The organism is Stenotrophomonas sp. K-6 (genome assembly GCF_056861555.1).
In genome coordinates this window covers 1023562-1044875 of the sequence record NZ_JBSPUC010000001.1, presented here as the reverse complement: position 1 = coordinate 1044875, position 21314 = coordinate 1023562, and the positions used below count along the sequence as shown (strand labels likewise).

General features: G+C 67.3%; 15 protein-coding genes. 7 read left to right on the top strand and 8 right to left on the bottom strand.

Features of this window, described 5'->3' with window-relative positions; translation table 11 throughout:
* Nucleotides 1-15: 15 nt before the first annotated feature.
* The 6 genes from AC13F7_RS04575 to prpB form a co-directional block, all read right to left on the bottom strand.
* A complete protein-coding gene (locus AC13F7_RS04575) occupies nt 16-4935 on the bottom strand; it encodes an alpha-2-macroglobulin family protein (RefSeq protein WP_482999379.1) in 4920 nt (1639 codons plus the stop codon).
* Nucleotides 4936-5064: 129 nt separating this feature from the next.
* Complete coding sequence (locus tag AC13F7_RS04570) at nt 5065-6522, bottom strand: bifunctional 2-methylcitrate dehydratase/aconitate hydratase (protein ID WP_482999378.1); 1458 nt, start codon at nt 6520-6522, stop codon at nt 5065-5067.
* Between the two features lie 19 nt (nt 6523-6541).
* Nucleotides 6542-7726 carry a 2-methylaconitate cis-trans isomerase PrpF gene (gene prpF, locus AC13F7_RS04565; RefSeq protein ID WP_482999377.1) on the bottom strand — a complete coding sequence of 395 codons (1185 nt, stop codon included), beginning with the start codon at nt 7724-7726 and terminating at the stop codon, nt 6542-6544.
* Nucleotides 7727-7782: 56 nt separating this feature from the next.
* On the bottom strand, nt 7783-10398 hold the full coding sequence (gene acnD, locus AC13F7_RS04560; protein WP_482999376.1) for a Fe/S-dependent 2-methylisocitrate dehydratase AcnD: 2616 nt from the start codon (nt 10396-10398) through the stop codon (nt 7783-7785).
* A 139-nt stretch (nt 10399-10537) separates the two neighbouring features.
* Nucleotides 10538-11695 (bottom strand): bifunctional 2-methylcitrate synthase/citrate synthase, encoded by a 1158-nt coding sequence (gene prpC / locus AC13F7_RS04555; RefSeq protein ID WP_346490187.1) that lies wholly within the window; start codon nt 11693-11695, stop codon nt 10538-10540.
* 27 nt (nt 11696-11722) lie between these two features.
* The gene (gene prpB / locus AC13F7_RS04550; protein ID WP_256775797.1) at nt 11723-12613 is read right to left on the bottom strand and encodes a methylisocitrate lyase; all 891 of its coding nucleotides are present in this window, start codon (nt 12611-12613) and stop codon (nt 11723-11725) included.
* Nucleotides 12614-12776: 163 nt separating this feature from the next.
* Between prpB and prpR the strand changes: the two genes are divergently transcribed.
* Nucleotides 12777-14393, top strand: a complete 1617-nt coding sequence (gene prpR / locus AC13F7_RS04545; protein WP_482999495.1) for a propionate catabolism operon regulatory protein PrpR — start codon at nt 12777-12779, stop codon at nt 14391-14393.
* A 1-nt stretch (nt 14394) separates the two neighbouring features.
* Here prpR and pdxH read toward each other — a convergent pair whose 3' ends face one another.
* Nucleotides 14395-14994, bottom strand: coding sequence for a pyridoxamine 5'-phosphate oxidase (pdxH, locus tag AC13F7_RS04540; RefSeq protein WP_346471743.1), 600 nt, complete (start codon nt 14992-14994; stop codon nt 14395-14397).
* 41 nt (nt 14995-15035) lie between these two features.
* On the opposite strand from pdxH, the gene AC13F7_RS04535 reads away from it, so the two are divergent.
* On the top strand, nt 15036-15863 hold the full coding sequence (locus AC13F7_RS04535; RefSeq protein WP_482999375.1) for a kinase: 828 nt from the start codon (nt 15036-15038) through the stop codon (nt 15861-15863).
* 36 nt (nt 15864-15899) lie between these two features.
* Here the strand turns inward: AC13F7_RS04535 and AC13F7_RS04530 are convergent, their stop codons facing one another.
* The gene (locus tag AC13F7_RS04530) at nt 15900-16103 is read right to left on the bottom strand and encodes a dodecin family protein (protein ID WP_312237607.1); all 204 of its coding nucleotides are present in this window, start codon (nt 16101-16103) and stop codon (nt 15900-15902) included.
* A 95-nt stretch (nt 16104-16198) separates the two neighbouring features.
* Between AC13F7_RS04530 and AC13F7_RS04525 the strand changes: the two genes are divergently transcribed.
* From AC13F7_RS04525 to mdtD, 5 genes are all read left to right on the top strand, one after another.
* Entirely contained in the window at nt 16199-16741 is a 543-nt protein-coding gene (locus tag AC13F7_RS04525; protein WP_482999374.1) for a shikimate kinase, read from the top strand.
* On the top strand, nt 16738-17847 hold the full coding sequence (gene aroB / locus AC13F7_RS04520; RefSeq protein WP_482999373.1) for a 3-dehydroquinate synthase: 1110 nt from the start codon (nt 16738-16740) through the stop codon (nt 17845-17847). The genes AC13F7_RS04525 and aroB overlap by 4 nt, the downstream gene beginning before the upstream one ends.
* A 70-nt stretch (nt 17848-17917) precedes the next feature.
* The gene (locus AC13F7_RS04515) at nt 17918-18169 is read left to right on the top strand and encodes a WGR domain-containing protein (RefSeq protein WP_481469663.1); all 252 of its coding nucleotides are present in this window, start codon (nt 17918-17920) and stop codon (nt 18167-18169) included.
* A gap of 77 nt (nt 18170-18246) precedes the next feature.
* Entirely contained in the window at nt 18247-19320 is a 1074-nt protein-coding gene (gene hemE, locus AC13F7_RS04510; protein ID WP_481469664.1) for a uroporphyrinogen decarboxylase, read from the top strand.
* Between the two features lie 541 nt (nt 19321-19861).
* Nucleotides 19862-21265 carry a multidrug transporter subunit MdtD gene (mdtD, locus tag AC13F7_RS04505; protein ID WP_482999372.1) on the top strand — a complete coding sequence of 468 codons (1404 nt, stop codon included), beginning with the start codon at nt 19862-19864 and terminating at the stop codon, nt 21263-21265.
* Nucleotides 21266-21314: the final 49 nt, after the last annotated feature.

Genomic DNA, 21314 nt, shown 5'->3' with positions numbered 1-21314 from the left:
ACGGCCCGCCTACGATCAGGGCTGCACCACAGTCAGCGATGCCGGCAGGCTGCGCCCCACGCCCCGCAGGTCCGGACGGTACATGTCCTCCACCAGCGGCGGCGGCACGCGATACGTGCCCGGCGTCACCGCGCGCACCAGATAGAACACCTTGGCAGTGCTGCCACGCGAGAGCTTCAGCGCGGCCACGTAACGGTCGTCGCGGAACTCCTCGTGCTTGATGTTGGCTGCATCGCCACGATCGTTGACGCTCAGCCCGTCGACCACCACATCGGCCCACTGCTTGGCATCGCCCAGGTTGAAGTTCTCGATCTCCAGCCCGGCCGGGAGCAGATCAGTCAGCAGTGCATCGGGCATGTCCACGTTCGGGGTGACGCTGACCCGCACGATCAGGGCCTCGCCTTCCTTCAGCGGACGCGGCGTCCACGGTTTGCCATCGGTGGTGTACCAGCTGCGCTCCACGCCGAGCGTGCGGCTGTCCGGCTCGGGCGGAGTGCGCGGAATGCCGGCCACTTCCAGGCTGGCGAACATGGGCGGCTCCCCCTGCGGGGTGAAGCGCACGCCCTTGGCCAGCGCGGCGTAGTCGAAGCTGCGGCCGAACATGCGGCGCGCGGAGATGCTCTCGCTCTCCCCGCCCACCACCAGTTCGCCGGAGACCAGCTTCTTCTGGTTGGCCGACAACGCCTTGCCCATGCGGGCCAGCGCCACCTGCTCCTGGGTGCTCAGCCACATCCAGCCACTGTTGCGGCGGGCATCCAGCGCGCGACCAAGATCGATCGCACGGGCATCGTAGGCCGGCTTGGACAGCTTGCGCTCGTGCAGCAGCGCGATCATCAACGCGTCATCGCGCACCGCGCTGCCGTAATCGCCAAAGTAGGCCGGACGGTCGTCCGCACGCTTGGCAAAGCCAGCGGCAATGGCCGCATCGCCGCGCTTGTGATCGCCCTGCAGGGACAGCGCGATGCCCAGGTGCACCAGCGACAGGCCGGTCAGCGACTTGCTGCGTTCGTTGTCGTACAGCGCGCGCAGGGTACCCAGCGGTGCACGGTTGACCCGGGCCAGCACGTAGCCCGAATACGCCTGGTTGGCGAACTTCAGGTTCTCGCGGCGGTCCTCGCCATAGAACTGGTTGCCACCGGACAGCAGATCTTCGCTCAGGCGGTTCAGCGCCTTCTGCAGCACGTTGTCCGGGACCGCGAATCCGGCGTCCTTGGCGTCGAGCAGGAACTCGGCGATGTACGGGGTCAGCCACGGATTGATGTAGCCGTCGTCGCCCCACATCGAGAAGTTGCCGTTGGCGACCTGCATCGAGGCCAGGCGGCCGAAGGCACCTTCCATGCGCTCACGACGGGTCTTGGCATCCAGCCCGTCCGCGCCCAGCATGGCCGAGGTCGCCTCATCCAGCATCAGCGCGGCATAGCCCTTGCTGGTGGTCTGCTCGGCGCAGCCATACGGGTAGTTGAGCGCGCCGTTCAAGGCACTGGCGAAGGGAATCGGCGGCAGCGCGCTGACCAGCATGCGCGCGGTCACCGAATCGTTCATCAGGCCATCGGCCAGTCCGGCCTCCATCGTGACGGCGGCCAGCGGATCCAGCGTGCGGGTCTGTGCGCGCAGCACCTGCGGCCACGCCGCGCGCACCGGCAGGTCATAGCGGCGATCGACCTTGAAGCCGTTGCCGTCCACGCGCACCCGCACCTTGGCCACGGTATAGCCCTCGCGCGCGGTCAGCGGGAAGCTGAGCGTGCTCTTGGCGTCCGCATTGAGCTTGAGCGTGCGGCTGGATTCGCCCAGGGTCAGCGGGCCGATACCATCGACCTGCACCTTGAACTCGCCCGGTTTCCCGGTGAAGTTCTGCACGTCCAGGGTCACCGTGCTGGTATCGCCGGGCGCCATCACGCGCGGCATGCTGGCTTCGGCCAGGATCGGCGCGCGCACTACCGTTTCCACATCGCGCTTGCCGTACTGGTCATCGGCGTAGACCAGCGCCGAGACGCGCAGCGTGCCGTTGAAATCCGGCACCTTCAACGCTATCCGGGCAATGCCCTTGGCATCGAGCTTCACCGGGCCGGAGAACAGGTCCACGGTCTGTACGCGCGCAGTCGGGCGCTTGGCCTGCGGCATCGCCGCCAGCGCCATGTCGCCACCGAACTTCAGCTTGCCGCTGCTGCCGTCGAAGCTCTCGATCACGCGGCTGTAGATGTCATACGCATCCACGCCCAGGCGACGCTGCGCGAAGAAGTGGCCGGCGGCATCGGGCACCGGGAAGCGGGTGATGTTGAGGATGCCCACGTCCACCGCCGAAACGGTCACATGTGCGACCTTGCCGGCCAGCTGCGGGGCGCTCACGGTGACCGGCAGCGTCTGCTCCGGGCGCATCTGCTTGGGGGCCACCAGGCCCACTGCGATCTGCCGCGCCTTGCGGTCCATCGGCACATGCACCACGCCGACCGCACGGGCCGGGGTGATCTTGCTCGGCGCACTACCGCCACGGAACACCAGCGCGGTGATGTAGACGTCGTGACGTTCCCACTCGGCGGTGACCGGAATGTCGTAGGTGCTGCCCGGCTTGGCGTCGATATCTTGGACGTAGAGCATCTTGTCGCTCTCGACCATCAGCACGCCCTTGCCGGCATGCGGCGGGGTCACGGTGACGCGCACGGTATCGCCGGCCTTGTAGGCGGTCTTGTCCAACGCCAGCTTGATCTTGTCCGGGCGTGCATCCAGGCCGCGGTTGTCGTCGTTCCAGCTCCAGCCGGCATTGAACGGATAGCGGCTGGTCAGCCCGGTGGCCGGATCGAACACGTCCAGCCGGTACTCGCCCCACTCCACCGGGAAATCAACGCCGACCGCCGCACTGCCGGCGTCGACGGTGCGGGTGTCCTTGTTCTCGAAGCGGCGGGTGAAGTCGTAATCCCAGCGGTTGTCGTTGAAGGTCCAGTGGTAATCGCGCAGCTCGCGCACCAGCGTGACCTTCAGGCCCTTGGCCGGCTGCGGCTTGCCCGCCGCGTCCACGCGCATCAGTTCGAAGCGCGCATTACTGTTGGCATCGGCGCCGTCCTTGGGATCGAACAGCGGGCGCACACCCACCAGCGCAGCGGCCGGCCACATCACCCGCTTCAAGGTGCGGGTCACGGTGCGGCCACCGGTTTCATACACGCTGCCGGAGAGCACCACGGCGATCGGTGCGGTCGCCTTGACCTCGGCCGGCAGCTCCACGTCCTGGCGCAGCTTGCCGTCGGCCGGGAACTGGGTATCGATGACGTCGCGCGCCTCGCGCGGCAGCGCGGTGGTCGGATCACCGAAGAAGTAGCCCGGCAGCGACTCGACCGGCGACTGCTCGGCCGCCACGGCCAGGCGTGCGGTGAAGCGGTTGCCGTCGGCCGGGGCCCCGTACAGATACGCCGCATCGGCCTGCAGCTTGAGCGGCTCACCCGGCTTGAGCGTCTTCTGCGCGCTGTCCAGGTCCAGCTTCATGCGCTCGGGCAGGAACTCTTCGATGCGCAGGGTCATGCCTTGGATCGCTTCCTTGCTGGCCGGGTTGGTGCGGAACTCCACCTGCCAGCGCCCGGTCGGCGCCTCGGCCGGGATCAGCTGCTCGAAGCTGAAGTAGCCCTGCTCGCCGGGGGTCAGGCGAGTCTCGCGGAAGGTCTTGCCGTCCGGCTGCTTCAGGCGCAGGAAGACCGGCTGTGGCTTCACCGGCTTGCCGTCGTTGTCACGCAGCAGGGCGGAAATGCGCACGGTCTCGCCCGGGCGGTACAGATCGCGGCCCGACCAGGTGAACACGTCGAACCAGGCGTTGTCGCGCCCGGCCACGGCAAACTCGCTCAGGTCCAGCGCGGGCTGATTGAAGGGCAGCATCGAGGTATCGCCGCCACTGCTGGCGATCAGCACATGGCTGGCATCGAGCGTGTAGTTGAGCAGCGCGTTGCCATTGCCGTCGGTCGCGCCTTTGAGCACCACCTCGCCCTTGCCATCGAGGATACGCAGCTCGATCTTCTTCAACGACGCCCCGCTCTGCAGCGAGGCGGTGTGCACGAACAGCTTGTCCTTGTAGGCACGCGTATGCAGGCCGATGTCGCTGACGGTGAAGAAGGCGGTGTCATACTCGCCTTCGAACGAGCCACTGCGCTTCATCACCGCAAAGTACAGGCCGGGCTGCTGCAGCTCCTTGATGTCCTGGGTCGGCAGGTAGGTGAGGACGCGCTCGTTCTGCTTGCCGCCGATCACGAAGCGGTTGACGTAGACCGGCTCGGCCAGCTGCGACATCGGCGTTTTGTCGCCGTAGTCGCTGTCCAGCTCCCAGCTGCCGCGGCGGCCGCCGCGCTGGTACTGGCTGAAGAAGTTCGGCAGTTCCTTCTCGCGTACGCGCAGGAATTCCACGTCCACTTCCGGCACGTTGACCGAGACCACCGGCAGGCCGCGGCTGTCCTTGGCCGGCAGCACGCTGCCCTGCGAGGCGAACCCGGCCACCGGCTTGAGCTCGCCGGTGAAGACCTTCTGGCGCAGCTCCTTGCCGATCCGGCTGCCATCGGCGGCGAGCAGGTCGGGCGAGACGATCAGCGAATATTCCTTGGCCGCCTCCACGAACGGATAGCGCAGGGTCTTGCCATCCTCGGACAGCGACCAGCTGCTGTCCTCGGTGCCGACCTTCTCGGCGAAGCGGACCAGCGCGTCGAAATCCTGGGTGCCGACCAGCGGGCGCGAGAACTCCAGCGCCAGCGACAGGCCGTCGCTCTTCTGATCGGGATAGGCCCGGACCAGGGTGAACTCGGTGACCGCCTCGGCCTTGGCCGTGATCGGCGCGCCGGACGGTGCGGGCAGCTGCCCGCTCTCGTTGCGCTTGCAACCGCCGACGCCGATGGCCAGGCCGGCGACCAGCGCCAGGCCCGCGATTCCCTTCCAGCTCCACTGCCCGAACCGACTGCGGCTAGCCATGACGTCACTCCTTGAACAAGGCGGCCAGTATACGGGCCGTCCCCGCTCGTTCGCGGGCGACCGCGGACGATGGGGCGTCATGGGTGGCCGGCAGGGCCACCGCCAAGGGCAGCCGGCCAACGGTCGGCCCTACCCGGCGACGTAGAGGTCCACGTACTCGTGCACCGGCATCGCCTCCAGCGCCACGGGGTCCAACGAGACGTCCAGGATCCGACGCTGCTGCACGGTCGGGAACGCCCCGGCCAGGTGCCGGCGGAACTTGTCCTCCAGCCGCGGGATGCCCTCGACCCGGCGCCGGGCGTGGCCCAGCGGGTACTCGACCACGGCCTCCATCGTGCTGCCATCGGCGAAGGTCACATGCAGCGCATTGGCGATGCTGCGCTTGTCCGGGTCCAGGTAGTCGGCCGTGAACTGCGGGTCTTCGACGCAGGTGATCTTCGCCCGCAGCGGATCGATGCGCGGGTCGGCGGCGACGTCGTCTTCGTAGTCCTCGGCGACCAGCCGGCCAAAGATCAGCCCGATCGCCACCATGTACTGCACGCAGTGATCGCGGTCGGCCGGGTTATGCAGCGGGCCGGGTTTGTCGATGATGCGCAGGCAGGCCTGCTGCGTGCGCAGGGTGATCTGCGCGATGTCTTCGCTGCGTTTGCCGCTGGCGCGCATCTGCGCATGCACCTGCATCGCCGCTTCCACCGCGGTCTGGCCATGGAACTCGGCCGGATAGCTGATCTTGAACAGCACGTTTTCCATCACGTAGCTGCCGTAAGGCCGCTGGAAGCGGAACGGCTGCCCGCCGAAGGAGACATCGTAGAAGCCCCAGGTCGGCGCGGTCAGCGCACTGGGATAGCCCATCTCCCCGGCCGCGGCCATCAGCGACAGGCGCACCGCACGGCTGGTGGCATCACCGGCTGCCCAGCTCTTGCGCGAGCCGGTGTTGGGCGCGTGCCGATAAGTACGCAGCGACTGCCCATCCACCCAGGCCAGCGACAGCGCATTGAGCATGCGCTCGCGATCCAGGCCGAGCATGTGCGACACCACCGCCGTGGAGGCGACCTTGACCAGCACCACATGATCCAGCCCGACCCGGTTGAACGCATTCTCCAACGCCAGGCAGCCCTGGATTTCATGCGCCTTGATCATCGCCTCCAGCACATCGCGCATGGTCAGTGGCGCCCTGCGCAGCGCCTCGGCATTGCGGCTGAGCCAATCGGCGGTGGCGAGGATGCCGCCGAGGTTGTCCGAAGGGTGCCCCCACTCTGCGGCCAGCCAGGTGTCGTTGAAATCCAGCCAGCGGATCATCGCGCCGATGTTGAAGGCGCCCTGCACCGGATCCAGCTCGAAGCGGGTCCCGGGGACGCGCGCGCCGTTGATCACCCGCATGCCCGGCACCACCGGCCCGAGCAGCTTGCTGCAGGCCGGGAACGAAAGCGCCGCGAGTCCGCAGCCCAACGTATCGATCAGGCAGTGCCGCGCGGTGGTGTATGCCAGCGGCGACCTGACCGGATAGTCGCGGACGTAATCGACGATGTCGGTCAGGACCGTGTCCCACGCGGGGCGCTGGTTGCTGTGACTGTCATGACCGGACATCGCGATTCTCCTGTTGGAACTACAAGGTAGTGGCAGGCACCCGTACTGCACCGTCCATCAACACGCGGGCGCTGCGGCTCATGATGGCCTTGGTCACCGTCCATTGACCGCAAACGAGCGCCGCCTGCGCGCCCACGCGAAGCGTGCCGGAGGGATGACCGAAATTCACCGATTCACGCTCACCACCACCGGCCGCCAGGTTCACCAGCGTGCCCGGGATGGCGGCCGCCGTCCCGATGGCGACCGCGGCGGTGCCCATCATCGCGTGGTGCAGCTTGCCCATGGACAGCGCGCGCGCATGCAGGTCCATCTCACCGGCGGCGATCTGCTTGCCGCTGGAGGACACGTAATCCTGCGCCGGGGCGACGAAGGCCACCTTCGGCGTGTGCTGACGGGTCGCGGCCTGTTCGACGGTCTCGATCAGCCCCATGCGCACCGCGCCGTGAGCGCGGATCGCTTCGAAACGCGCCAGGGCCGCCTTGTCCTCATTGATCGCCGGCTGCAGTTCGGTACCGGTGTAGCCCAGGTCGGCCGCATTGAGGAAGATGGTCGGAATGCCGGCGGTGATCATCGTGACCTGGAAGCTGCCTACGCCCGGCACGTCGAGCGTGTCGACCAGATTGCCGGTCGGGAACATCGCCCCGCCCTCGCCCTCATCGGAAGGGTCCAGGAACTCCAGCTGGATCTCGGCGGCCGGAAAGGTCACGCCATCCAGTTCGAAATCACCGTCTTCCTGAACCTGGCCGTCCACGATCGGCACATGCGCCAGGATGGTCTTGCCGATGTTGGCCTGCCAGATGCGCACGGTGCAGGTACCGTTGTGCGGGATGCGCGCCGGGTCGATGAAGCCGTTGCTGACCGCGAACGGGCCCACCGCCGTGCTGAGGTTGCCGCAGTTGCCGCTCCAGTCCACGAAGGCGGTCTCGATCGCGACCTGCCCGTACAGGTAGTCCACGTCGTGCTCCGGCACCGACGGTGCGGAAATGATCACGCACTTGCTGGTGCTGGAGGTCGCGCCACCCATGCCATCGGTGTGCTTGGCATACGGATCAGGCGAGCCGATCACGCGCATCAGCAGCGCATCGCGCGCCGGGCCGGGCACCTGCGCGGCAGCGGGCAGGTCGGTCAGCTTGAAGAACACGCCCTTGCTGGTGCCACCGCGCAGATAGGTGGCGGGAATGCGGAGCTGGGGGAGAAACGCCATATCGAAGTCCTGAGGGAACGACGGCCCATTGCCGGGCCGTCGTGATGCGGGTGGGATCAGGCGACCTGCGCCGATTCCAGGAAGTCCTGCGCGAACCGCTGCAGCACGCCGCCGGCCTCGTAGATCGAGACCTCTTCGGCGGTATCCAGCCGGCAGGTGACCGGCACCCGCAGCTGTTCACCGTTGCGGCGGTGGATGACAAGGGTGAGTTCGGCACGCGGCACGCGATCGCCGAGCACGTCGAAGGTTTCGGTGCCATCGATGCCCAGGGTCTTGCGGTTGACGCCTTCCTTGAACTCCAGCGGCAGCACGCCCATGCCGATCAGGTTGGTGCGGTGGATGCGCTCGAAACCTTCGGCGGCGATGGCTTCCACGCCGGCCAGGCGCACGCCCTTGGCGGCCCAGTCACGCGAGCTTCCCTGGCCGTAGTCGGCACCGGCGATGATGATCAGCGGCTGCTTGCGGCCCATGTAGGTTTCGATCGCTTCCCACATGCGGGTGACCTGGCCTTCCGGCTCCACGCGCGCCAGCGAACCCTGCATGACCTGACCATCGACCACCGCCATTTCATTGATCAGCTTCGGGTTGGCGAAGGTGGCACGCTGCGCGGTGAGGTGATCGCCGCGGTGGGTCGCGTAGGAATTGAAGTCTTCCTCGGGCAGGCCCATCTTCGCCAGGTACTCGCCGGCCGCGCTGCTGGCCATGATCGCGTTGGACGGCGACAGGTGATCGGTGGTGATGTTGTCGCCGAGCACGGCCAGCGGGCGCATGCCGGTCAGGCTGCGGGTGCCGGCCAGCGCGCCTTCCCAGTACGGCGGGCGGCGGATGTAGGTGCTCTGCGGGCGCCAGTCGTACAGCGGGCTGATCGGTGCGCCGTGTTCCACCTTGAAGGTGAACATCGGGTCGTAGACCTTGCGGAACTGTTCCGGCTTGACGCAGGCCTTGACCACCGCATCGATCTCGGCATCGCTCGGCCAGAGGTCCTTGAGGGTGATCGGGTTGCCGTCGGCATCATGACCGAGCGCATCCTTCTCGATATCGAAGCGCACCGTGCCGGCGATCGCGTACGCGACCACGAGCGGCGGCGAGGCCAGGAAGGCCTGCTTGGCGTAGGGATGGATGCGGCCGTCGAAGTTGCGGTTGCCCGAGAGCACGGCGGTGGCATACAGATCGCGATCAATCACTTCCTGCTGGATTTTCGGGTCCAGCGCGCCGCTCATGCCGTTGCAGGTGGTGCAGGCAAAGGCGACGATGCCAAAGCCCATCTGCTCCAGCTCGGTCAGCAGGCCGGCTTCTTCCAGATACAGCTGCACGGCCTTGGAACCGGGCGCCAGCGAGCTCTTCACCCACGGCTTGCGGGTCAGCCCGGCGCGGTTGGCATTGCGCGCCAGCAACGCCGCGGAAATCACGTTGCGCGGGTTGCTGGTGTTGGTGCAGCTGGTGATCGCGGCGATGATCACCGCGCCATCGGGCATCAGGCCATCGGCCTGTTGCTGCTTGCCCGAGGCCAGCTTGCCTTCATCGGCGATGCCGCGCGCAGCCAGGTCGGTGGTCGCCACGCGCTTGTGCGGGTTGGACGGGCCGGCCATGTTGCGCACCACGGTGGAGAGGTCGAACTGCAGCACACGCTCGTACTGCGCGGTGACCAGATCGTCGGCCCACAGGCCGGTGGCCTTGGCGTAGGTTTCCACCAGTGCGACCTGGGCATCCTCGCGGCCGGTCAGGCGCAGGTAGTCCAGGGTCTGCTGGTCGATGTAGAACATCGCCGCGGTGGCACCGAACTCCGGCGTCATGTTGGAAATGGTGGCGCGGTCACCGATGGTCAGCGCATTGGCGCCTTCACCGTAGAACTCGATCCACGCGCCGACCACACGCTCCTTGCGCAGGAACTCTGTCAGCGCCAGCACCACGTCGGTGCAGGTGATGCCCGGCTGCGGGCGGCCGGTCAGCTCCACGCCGATGATGTCGGGCAGGCGCATCCAGGAGGCGCGACCGAGCATTACGCTCTCCGCTTCCAGGCCACCCACGCCGATCGCGATCACGCCCAGCGCGTCCACGTGCGGGGTGTGACTGTCGGTGCCCACACAGGTATCCGGGAAGGCCACGCCATCGCGCACCTGCACGACCGGCGACATCTTCTCCAGGTTGATCTGGTGCATGATCCCGTTGCCCGGCGGAATCACGTCGACGTTCTTGAAGGCCTTCTTCGTCCAGTTGATGAAGTGGAAGCGGTCTTCATTGCGGCGGTCCTCGACGGCGCGGTTCTTCTCGAACGCAGCCTTGTCGAAGCCGGGGAATTCCACCGCCAGCGAGTGATCCACGATCAGCTGGGTCGGCACCACTGGATTGATCTGCGCCGGGTCACCGCCGGCATCGGCGATGGCGTCGCGCAGGCCAGCCAGATCGACCAGGGCGGTCTGGCCGAGAATGTCATGGCACACCACGCGGGCCGGGAACCACGGGAAATCCAGGTCCTGGCGGCGCTCGATCAACTGGCGCAGCGAGGCCTCCAGCGTGGCCGGATCGCAGCGGCGCACCAGGTTTTCGGCCAGCACGCGCGAGGTATACGGCAGCGTGGCATAGGCACCGGGCTGCAGCGCGTCGATCGCGGCACGGGTATCGAAATAGTCCAGCGCGGTGCCGGGGAGGTTCTTGCGGTACTGAGTATTCATGGCTGGCGATAGCTGCTTGTTGGCGGGCCGGGGCGTCGTGACACCGGCGAAGAAGGAGTAGCGACGCCGCAACGGAGCAGACCGGCATCGCGCCGGCCTGCTCCGCAAAGCACCCGCGACCGGGTGCGGTACGTCTGTCTTACTTGCGCTGGTCGATCGGCACGAAGGCCTGGTCTTCCGGGCCGGTGTAGTTCGCACTCGGGCGGATGATCTTGCCATCGATACGCTGCTCGATGATGTGCGCGCTCCAGCCGGAGGTGCGCGCGATCACGAACAACGGGGTGAACATCGCTGTCGGCACGCCCATCATGTGGTAGCTGACCGCGCTGAACCAATCCAGGTTCGGGAACATCTTCTTGATGTCCCACATCACCGATTCCAGACGCTCGGCGATGTCGTACATCTTGACGTTCTGCTGCTCGGCGGACAGGTCGCGCGCGACGTCCTTGATGATGTTGTTGCGCGGATCGCTGACGGTGTACACCGGGTGGCCGAAACCGATGACGACTTCCTTGCGCTCCACGCGGGCCTTGATGTCGGCCTCGGCATCATCCGGGCTGTCGTAGCGCTTCTGCACTTCGAAGGCCACTTCATTGGCGCCGCCATGCTTGGGACCGCGCAGGGCACCGATACCGCCGGTGATCGCGCTGTACATGTCGCTGCCGGTGCCGGCGATGACGCGGCAGGCGAACGTCGAGGCGTTGAACTCGTGCTCGGCATACAGGATCAGCGAGGTGTGCATCGCCTTGACCCACGAATCCTGCGGCTTCTCACCGTGCAGCAGATGCAGGAAATGGCCACCGATGGAGTCGTCGTCGGTCTCCACGTCGATCGCGCGGCCATTGTGGCTCCAGTGGTACCAGTACAGCAGCATCGAGCCCAGGCAGGCCATCAGCTTGTCGGCGATGTCGCGCGCGCCGGGATGGTTGTGGTCGTCCTTCTCCGGCGACACGCAGCCGAGCACGGAGACGCCGGTGCGCATCACGTCCATCGGGTGCGCCGACGGCGGCAGCTCTTCCAGCGCGGCCTTGACCGCGGCCGGGATGCCACGCAGCGACTTCAGCTTGGTCTTGTAGGCGACCAGCTCAGCGCGGGTCGGCAGCTTGCCGTGGACCAGCAGATGCGCGATTTCCTCGAACTCGCTGGTGTTGGCCAGATCGGCGATGTCATACCCGCGGTAATGCAGGTCGTTGCCGCTGCGGCCGACGGTGCACAGCGCGGTATTGCCGGCGGCGGTGCCCGACAGGGCGACGGATTTCTTCGGCTTGAAGCCGGGGGCGGTAGTGGTGTCGCTCATGATCCCTCCAGAAAACAGTGTGCGGTCTTACTTCTTGGCGGCGAACAACGCATCGAGCTGCTGCTCGAAGGCGTGGTAACCGATACGGTCGTACAGCTCTTCGCGCGTCTGCATCGCCTCCACCACATTACGCTGGTGGCCCTCGCGGCGGATGGTCGCATACACGTTCTCGGCCGCCTTGTTGGCGGCGCGGAACGCGGACAGCGGGAACAGCTGGATGGCGACGCCGGCCGAGGCCAGTTCATCACGGCTGAACAGCGGGGTGGCACCGAACTCGGTGATATTGGCCAGCACCGGCACCTTCACCGCATCGACGAAGCGGCGGTAGGTGTCCAGGTCATAGGCGGCCTCGGCGAAGATGCCGTCGGCACCGGCCTCGACGCAGGCGATGGCACGTTCGATCGCGGCATCCACGCCATCGACCTGGATGGCATCGGTGCGCGCGATCAGGAAGAAATCCGGATCGGTCTTGGCATCGGCGGCGGCCTTGACCCGGTCCACCATCTCACCCTGGGACACGATCTCCTTGCCCGGGCGGTGACCGCAGCGCTTGGCGCCGACCTGGTCTTCGATATGGCAGGCGGCCGCACCGGCCTTGATCAGCGATTTGACCGTACGCGCGATGTTGAATGCGCTGGGGCCAAAACCGGTGTCGATGTCCACCATCAGCGGCAGGTCGCACACATCGGTGATGCGGCGCACGTCGATCAGCACGTCTTCCAGGGTGTTGATGCCCAGGTCCGGCAGGCCCAGCGAGCCGGCCGCGACGCCGCCGCCGGAGAGGTAGATCGCCCGGTAGCCGGCGCGCTTGGCCAGCAGCGCGTGGTTGGCGTTGATCGCGCCGATCACCTGTAACGGCGATTCGGCGGCCAGTGCGGCGCGGAAACGGGCGCCAGCGGAGGAAACAGGGGTGCTCATGCGGCATTCCATCGTGGTTGACGGGTGGATAGGCGCAAGGGCCGTGCCAGCTCGCAAGTGTCTGATTTCATTGAGGCAGCGCGATGACCATAACGTTTCACCTTGAAACATTGAAACATCTGTAACATGGCTGGAACTGAAACACCGAAACATGTCCATGTCGATCAGCCTGCCCCGCCACCGTTCCCGCCTCGCCGATCCGGATGGCGGCCAGCTGCCCGTGATCTGGACGGTCAGCGTGTCCCGCCTGACCGGGCTGCTGGGCGATGTGATCCCGGAATTCGACCGCCGCGCCCGCATCGTGCCGATCAACCTCGGCTTCGAGGAGGCGGTGGATGTGATCGGTCAGCGCCTGCGCCGCGAACACTGTGATGTGGTGATCGCCGGCGGCTCGAATGCGGCCTACCTGCGTAGCCGGCTGGAGGTGCCACTGGTGCCGATCCAGGCCAACGGCTTCGACCTGATGGAAGCGCTGGCGCGCGCGCGCCGGATCGCCCCGCGGATCGGCCTGGTCACCCACGCCACCGATGTGCCGACCTTCGGCAGTTTCCAGAACAGCTTCGGGCTGGATATCGAGCACCGCCGCTTCGTCACCCGTGAGGATGCGCGCGATTGCATCGCCGACCTGCGCGCGAACGGTATCGAGGTGATCGTCGGCACCGGCATGGCGATCGACTATGCCGAGCAGGTGGGCCTGCCCGGTGTGCTGCTGTACTCGGCCGACTCGGTACGGCAAGCCTTCGAACATGCCTTGGAGCTGACCCAGACCCTGGCCCGCTCCGGTGCGCCGTCACTGCGGCGTCGGGCACCGGCCAAGCACCGCGATACGGACCACGCTCTGCTTGGCGACAGCGCGCCGATGCAGCAGGTGCGCGAGCACATCGCGCTGTATGCGCCCTACGACAGCACCGTGCTGATCACCGGCGCCACCGGCACCGGCAAGGAACTGGTGGCGCGGCAGCTGCATGCCGCCAGTGGCCGCCGGGGGCGTTTCGTCGCGCTGAACTGCGGCGCGATCAGCGAGTCACTGCTGGAAGCCGAGCTGTTCGGTTACAACGAAGGTGCGTTCACCGGCGCGCGTCGTGGCGGTCGTGTCGGCCTGGTGGAAGCCGCCGAGGGCGGCACCTTGTTCCTGGATGAAATCGGCGAACTGCCGCTGCCGATGCAGACCCGTCTGCTGCGGGTGCTGGAAGAGCGCGAAGTGCTGCGCGTCGGCGCGACCGAGCCGACGCCGGTGGATGTGCGCGTGGTCGCGGCCACGCTGCAGACCCTGGAATCGCTGGTGGACGCCCAGCGCTTCCGCCGCGATCTGTACTACCGCCTGGCCGCACTGCGCATCGCGCTGCCGACGCTGCATGACCGCCGCGAGGATGTGCCCTTGCTGGTGAACCACTTCTTCCGGCAGCTGGCCGCGATGGACGCACCGCTGTCTTCCGAGGCGTTGGCGCGGCTGCGTGAGTACCCGTGGCCGGGCAATGTGCGCGAGCTGCGCAACATGGTCGATCGCCTGCGCATCCACTGGCAGCAGCAGCCGGGTGAGCTGTCATTACCTCAGATGCTGCAGTGGTTGCCGGAGCTGCATGCGGTGCAGCGCCCGCTGATGGCGCCAGGCGCCGCCGCCCCGGCTGCGCTCACCGCTGCCTCGACGGTGCGGCCGGATGCCGCCGCACTCCAGCAGCTGCTGGCCGACTGCGGCGGCAACCGCGAACAGGCCTGTGCGCAGCTGGGCGTATCGCGCACCACGCTGTGGCGCTGGCTGCGCGACACAACGCCGAGCTAGATCAGGGGAACAGCATCCGCTTGCTCCACTGCCCGTCCACACCGATCTCATAGCACCAGCGCTCGTGCAGGCGGAATTGCGCGCCGTACCAGAACTCGATCCGTTGCGGCACGACGCGCAGGCCGCTCCAGCCGTCCGGGCGCGGTACATCGCGGCCGTCGAAGCTCGCCTCGGTGGTCGCCACGCGCGCATCGAATTCCTCGCGCGAGGCCAGCGTCTTGGACTGCAGCGACGCCCACGCGCCGATCTGGCTCATGCGCGGGCGCGAGGCGAAGTACGCATCGGCCTCGGCGTCGCTGACCTGCTCCACGCGGCCTTCGATACGCACCTGGATGCCGGCTTCGCGCAGGCTGCGCCACAGGAACAGCAGCGCGGCCTGCGGATTGAGCTGCAGCTCGCGGCCCTTGTGGCTGTCCAGGTGGGTATAGAACACGAAGCCACGCGCATCGAATGCCTTGAGCAGCACGGTGCGCGCCGAGGGCTGGCGGTTCTGATCGGCCGTGGCCACCGTCATCGCATTGGGTTCGACTTCGCGGCTCGCCTTGGCTTCTTCGAACAGCCCGGCAAAGGTGGATAACGCTTCGGCATACAGATCGGTCATGGCGGTTTTCTTGTCACGCGGTTTGGGTTTATTGTCGCTGCATGCCTGCACCTGCGTACATGCCCCCGATCAAAGGTTTTCCGGATGCACTGGTTGCGCAGGCGCTGGACGACGCAATGAACTGCGGTGCGGCCCTCCCAGTATTGGCGATCAGCGGCCTGCAGGGGAGCGGCAAATCGACGCTGGCCGCCCAGGTGGTCGCGTTGGCGGAAATGCGCGGCCTGCGTGCGGCCATGCTTTCCATCGACGATGTCTACTTCACCCGCGCCCAGCGCCAGCGTCTGGCCCGGCAGGTCCACCCACTACTGCTCACCCGCGGCCCGCCGGGCACCCATGACCTGGCGTTGGCCCATGCCACCTTGGACGCCGTTGCGGCCGGCGGCCAGGCCGCCCTGCCCCGCTTCGACAAACTCGCCGACGAGCGCCTGCCCGAAAAGGACTGGCCGCGCATCGAAGGGCCACTCGACCTGCTGGTGTTCGAAGGCTGGTTCCTCGGAACCCCGGCGCAGGACGAAACCGATCTGGACTCACCGCTCAACGCGCTGGAGCGCGAGGCCGATGCGGACGGCCGCTGGCGCCACTGGTGCAACCACGCCCTTGCCACCGACTACCCCGCGCTGTGGCAGCGCTGCGACCGGCTCTGGTTCCTGCAGCCGCCCGATTTTTCGGTGATCCCGCGTTGGCGCTGGCAGCAGGAGCAGAACCTGCAGGCAGCCCAGCCTGACCGCAGCAGTATGAGTCGCTCCCAGTTGGAGCGTTTTGTGCAGTACTACGAGCGGGTCAGCCGCCAGGCGCTGCGTACCCTGCCCGCGCTGGCAGACACGGTCATCGCACTGGACGAGCAGCGCCGGATCATCGCAACCCGCTGATCGCAGGCGTTCGACCGGCCGCTAGCCCCCTGGGGCTCAACTGACCAGGAAGGTCACCCGCAGGTTCACCCGCCACTCGGTGATATTGCCCTCGCCATCGGTCACCACCTTGGTTTCATTGATCCAGGCACCCTGGATGCCTTTGACCGTCTCGGACACCTTCTTCAGGCCACTGCGTACGGCGTCTTCCACGCTGGTGGTGGAGGACGCGTTGATCTCGATGATTTTGGCGACGGACATGGGCCGCTCCGATGGCGCGCGGGACAGTCCGCGCCGACCCACCATGGGGGCAGACGCGTAAAGGCGATGGCACGGAGATGTTAGGATCGAGGGTAATGAATCCCGCTCCAAACCTCATCCTGATTGGCCCGATGGGCGCCGGCAAAACCTGCATCGGGCGCCGGCTGGCCGAGCGCTTCACGCTGGACTTCGTGGATGCCGACCAGGCCATCGTGGACAGCACCGGGGCCAGCATTCCGGCGATCTTCGAACACTCCGGCGAAGCCGGCTTCCGCCAGCATGAGCGTCAGGTCCTGCACGCCCTGCTGGATGGCCACGGTCAACTGATTTCCACCGGCGGTGGCGCGGTGCTGGATCCGGACAACCGCGCGGCGATCGCCCGCCGCGGTTTCGTGGTGTACCTGCGGGTCAGTGTGCCGGCCCAGCTGGAGCGGCTGGCCCGTGACCGCGGCCGCCCGCTGCTGCAGCGACCGGACCGCGAACAAGTACTGCACGAGATGGCCGCCGCCCGTGACCCGCTGTACCAGAGCCTGGCCGACCTCACCCTGGATACCGATCTCTACACGCCCGCCGAGGCCACCGCGCAGTTGGTGCTGCGCCTGGCCGCGCAGTGGCAGCGACAGGACACACCTGAATGATCCCCGCCCCGCGTACCGTTGCCGTCAGCGGCGACACCCCCTACACCATCCACATCGGCCCGGGCCTGCTTGGCCAGGGCGAGCTGCTGGCCCGCCATGTGCGCGGTCGCCATGTGCTGCTGCTCAGCGATTCCTCGGTAGCGCCGCTGTATCTGGCCGGGGTGACATCGGCGCTGCTGGCCGCGCGCCCGGACCTGCTGATCGGTGAGCTGGTGCTGCCGGCCGGCGAAGCCTCCAAGACCCTGGCCCACTTCGGCGATGCGATCACGGCGCTCGCCGCGCTCGGCGCCACCCGCGATGCCTGCGTGATGGCCCTCGGCGGTGGCGTCGCTGGTGATCTGGCCGGCTTCGCGGCGGCCTGCTGGATGCGCGGCGTGGATTGTGTGCAACTGCCGACCTCGCTGCTGGCGATGGTCGATTCCTCGGTCGGCGGCAAGACTGCCGTGGACATTCCCGAAGGCAAGAACCTGGTCGGGGCGTTTCATCCACCGCGCGCCGTCATTGCCGATACCGCCGCCCTGCGTACCCTGCCGCCACGCGAGCTGCGGGCCGGTCTGGCCGAGGTGATCAAGTACGGTGCTATCCGCGACCCGTTGTTCTTCCAGTGGCTGCAGGCCGAACACGCCGCGCTGCTGGCCGGCGATGACACCGCGCTGGCCCAGGCCATCGCCCGCAGCTGCGAGCACAAGGCCGAGATCGTCGCGCGCGATCCGCTGGAAAAAGGCGAGCGCGCCCTGCTCAACCTGGGCCACACCTTCGGCCACGCGATCGAAACCGAACAGGGCTACGGCGCACCGGGCAACGACAACCTCAACCATGGCGAAGCCGTCGCGGTCGGCATGGTCCTGGCCGCGCGCCTGTCGGCCCAGCTGGGCATGAGTGACGACGCCGACACCGGGCAGCTGCGCGAGCTGCTGCTGCGCTACGAACTGCCGGTCGCCATTCCGGCGGGCCTGCAGCCCGAAGCCCTGCTGGCCCGGATGCGGCTGGACAAGAAGAACGTGGCCGGCCGCCTGCGTCTGGTGCTGTGGCGTGGCATCGGCCGTGCCGAAGTGGTCGGCGATGTCGACGAGGCCGACGTGCTGCGCGTACTCGCCGCCGGCTGAGCCTGCGACGTTGCGCCGCACCTGCCCGTCGCCGACGGCCGCCTCCGGCGTTCACGGCTACAATCGGGTGATGCGCGTCTTCCTGCACCAACACCCCCGCGGTGCCGATCCGGCCCGCTATCTCCAACTCACCCTGCAACCGGACCTGTTCGGTGGCTGGGAGCTGCTGCTCGAGTCCGGCCCGATCGGCGGGCGCGGGCAACTGCGCCGCGAGCTGTACCTGGAGGAAGACCTGGCGCTGGCCGCGTTCGAGAAGGCGCGCGACGCGCACCTGCACCGCGGCTACGAAGTGACCTATACCAGCGGTGATCCGCCGACGTGAGCGCCCCCCCCACCGCCATCGCCCTACCGCCACGACCCCATTCGGCCTTGCGCCACCAGATCCCAAGGAAGCGTTCCGTGACCAGCCCCTCCCGCCATGATCGCCTGCTGCGCGCCCTGCGCCGCGAACCGGTGGACTGCACCCCCGTCTGGCTGATGCGCCAGGCCGGTCGTTACCTGCCCGAGTATCGCGCCACCCGCGCCAAGGCCGGCAGCTTCCTGGCCATGGCCAAGAACCCGGACATCGCCTGCGAAGTCACCCTGCAGCCGCTGCGCCGCTTCGACCTGGATGCCGCCATCCTGTTCTCGGACATCCTCACCATCCCCGACGCGATGGGCCTGGAGCTGTACTTCGTCGAAGGCGAAGGCCCGAAGTTCCGCCACCCGGTCCGCGACGTGGCCGCCATCGCCAAGCTGGCGGTGCCGGACATGGAAACCGAACTGCGCTACGTGATGGACGCCGTCCGCGTGATCCGCCGCGAACTGGACGGCAGCGTGCCCCTGATCGGCTTCTCCGGCAGCCCCTGGACGCTGGCCTGTTACATGGTCGAAGGCGGCGGCAGCAAGGACTTCGCCCGCATCAAGGCGATGGCCCTGAACGAACCCGCCGCGCTGCACCAACTGCTCTCGGTCGTCACCGACGCGGTGATCGCCTACCTGGCCGCCCAGCGCGCGGCCGGCGCCCAGGTACTGCAGGTCTTCGACACCTGGGGCGGCGTACTCAGCCCGACCATGTATCGCGAATTCTCGCTGCGCTACCTGACCCGCATCGCCCAGGAACTCGAACGCGGTGAAGGTGCCGAGCGCACCCCGCTGATCCTGTTCGGCAAAGGCACCGGCCTGCACCTCGGCGCCCTGGCCGACACCGGCGCCGACGCCCTCGGCGTCGACTGGACCCTGGACCTCGCCGATGCCGTCGCCCGCACCGGTGGCCGCGTCGCCCTGCAGGGCAACCTGGACCCCACCACCCTCTACGGCAACCCCGCCGCCATCGAACGCGCCGCCGGGCTCGTTCTGGACAGCTACGCCCAAGGCAACGGCGGCTCGCGCGAAGGCCACGTCTTCAACCTCGGCCACGGCATGTCGCCGGACATGAATCCCGACCACGTGCAGGTTCTGGTCGACGCCGTACATCGCTTGAGTCGGCGCTGATCTCCATCGGCAGGTAGCCGGCCAGCGGCCGGCACTACCCGGGCTTGACCGACGACGCACGCGTTCTGCATCCAGAACGCGTGCGCTCGTTTCCACCCTTGATACGAATCGGGCATCTCGTCTGCAGCTGATCGGCGCCGATCATTGCCGCGCTGTGCGCGGCCATCCACGCATGGCGTGGATCTACCGATGGCATTCCCGGCATCACATTCATTGCCGGCATCACATCCACTCGCGCCACCAAGACGAGCGCGTGATTGCCAGCACTTCCCGTGGCAGCCAGCCCACTGTCATGGGTGCGGCACGGGTGGGTTGGCGGGACCATGAGCGCCATGGATGGCGCGACATGAGCCCCCAGGGACGGGTTTACGGCGTGTCCCGCCAACCCACCCGTGCCCGACCCTCTCCGGGACACCGACCGCACTATTGCTTCGGCTTCGGCTTCGGCTTCGGCTTCGGCTTCGGCTTCGGCTTCGGCTTTGACCACATCCTGATCCCACATCGGCGATCATATCGCCCTCGTTGACGAAGGCCCCGCACCATGACCACCAGCAGCTACGCCTCGATCCGGCCCCTGTTGTGGCTCGTATCGCTGGCCATCTTCATGCAGATGCTGGATTCCACCATCGTCAACACCGCCCTGCCGGCCATGGCCCGCAGCCTCGGCGAAAGCCCCCTGCAGATGCAGTCCGTCGTCTTCAGCTACGCCCTCGCCGTGGCCACCTTCATTCCCGCCTCCGGCTGGATCGCCGACCGCTTCGGAACCCGACGCACCTTCCTCGTCGCCATCATCCTGTTCACCCTCGGCTCGCTCGCCTGCGCCCTCGCCCAGACGCTGCACCAGCTTGTCGGCGCACGCGTCCTTCAGGGCATCGGCGGGGCCATGCTGCTGCCGGTTGGCCGCCTGGCCGTCATGCGCTCGGTCTCGCGCGAAGAATTCCTGCGCGCCATGAGCTTCATCGCCATTCCCGCCCTGATCGGCCCGCTCATCGGCCCCACCCTCGGTGGCTGGCTGGTTGAAGTCGCCTCCTGGCACTGGGTGTTCCTGATCAACCTGCCGATCGGCATCATCGGCTACGTCGCCGCCATGAAAATCATGCCGGATCACTATGCCGAACACCGCACCCGCTTCGACATCGCCGGCTACCTCATGCTCGCCTTCGGCATGGTCGTGCTCTCCCTCGCGCTGGACGGCATCTCCGGCATGGCGACACCGCATGCGCTGGTGATGCTCATGACCGTCGCCGGCCTCGCCGCGCTGGTCGGCTACTGGCTGCACGCGGCCAACTCCACGGCGCCGCTGTTCTCGCTCGCGCTGTTCCATGTGCCCAGTTACCGCATCGGTATCCTCGGCAATCTGTTCTCGCGCATCGGCAGCAGCGCCATGCCGCTGCTGATCCCGCTGCTGCTGCAGGTCGGCATGGGCATGAGCCCGATGAACGCCGGCCTCTTGATGATCCCGGTCGCCGCCGCCGGCATGGTCTCCAAGCGCTATGCGGTCAAACTCGTCGAACGCTTCGGCTACCGCCGCGTGCTGATGGTCAACACCGTGCTGGTGGGCCTGGCGATGGCCAGTTTCATCTTCATGACGCCCGGCCAGCCCGTGTGGGTCCGCGTCATCCAGCTGGCCTTGTTCGGCGCCGTCAACTCGCTGCAGTTCACCGTCATGAACACCGTCACCCTGCGCGATCTGGATCGCGACTTCGCCAGCGCCGGCAACAGCCTGCTGTCGATGGTGATGATGCTCGCCACCGGGTTTGGTGCCGCGGCGGCGGGCAGCCTGCTCGCCGCGTTCAACCACCTCGACGTCGCGCACGGGGCCACGGCCGCATTGCACGCCACGTTCGTCTGCGTGGGTGCGATCACCCTGACCTCCACGCTGATCTTCTGGCAGCTGCCCGATACCCGCCCCTCCCCGCGCGACGTTGAAGAGGTCGCCGAATGACGGCGGCTACGTAACTGCACGCACGCACGGTCAGCGGACCAACGCACCG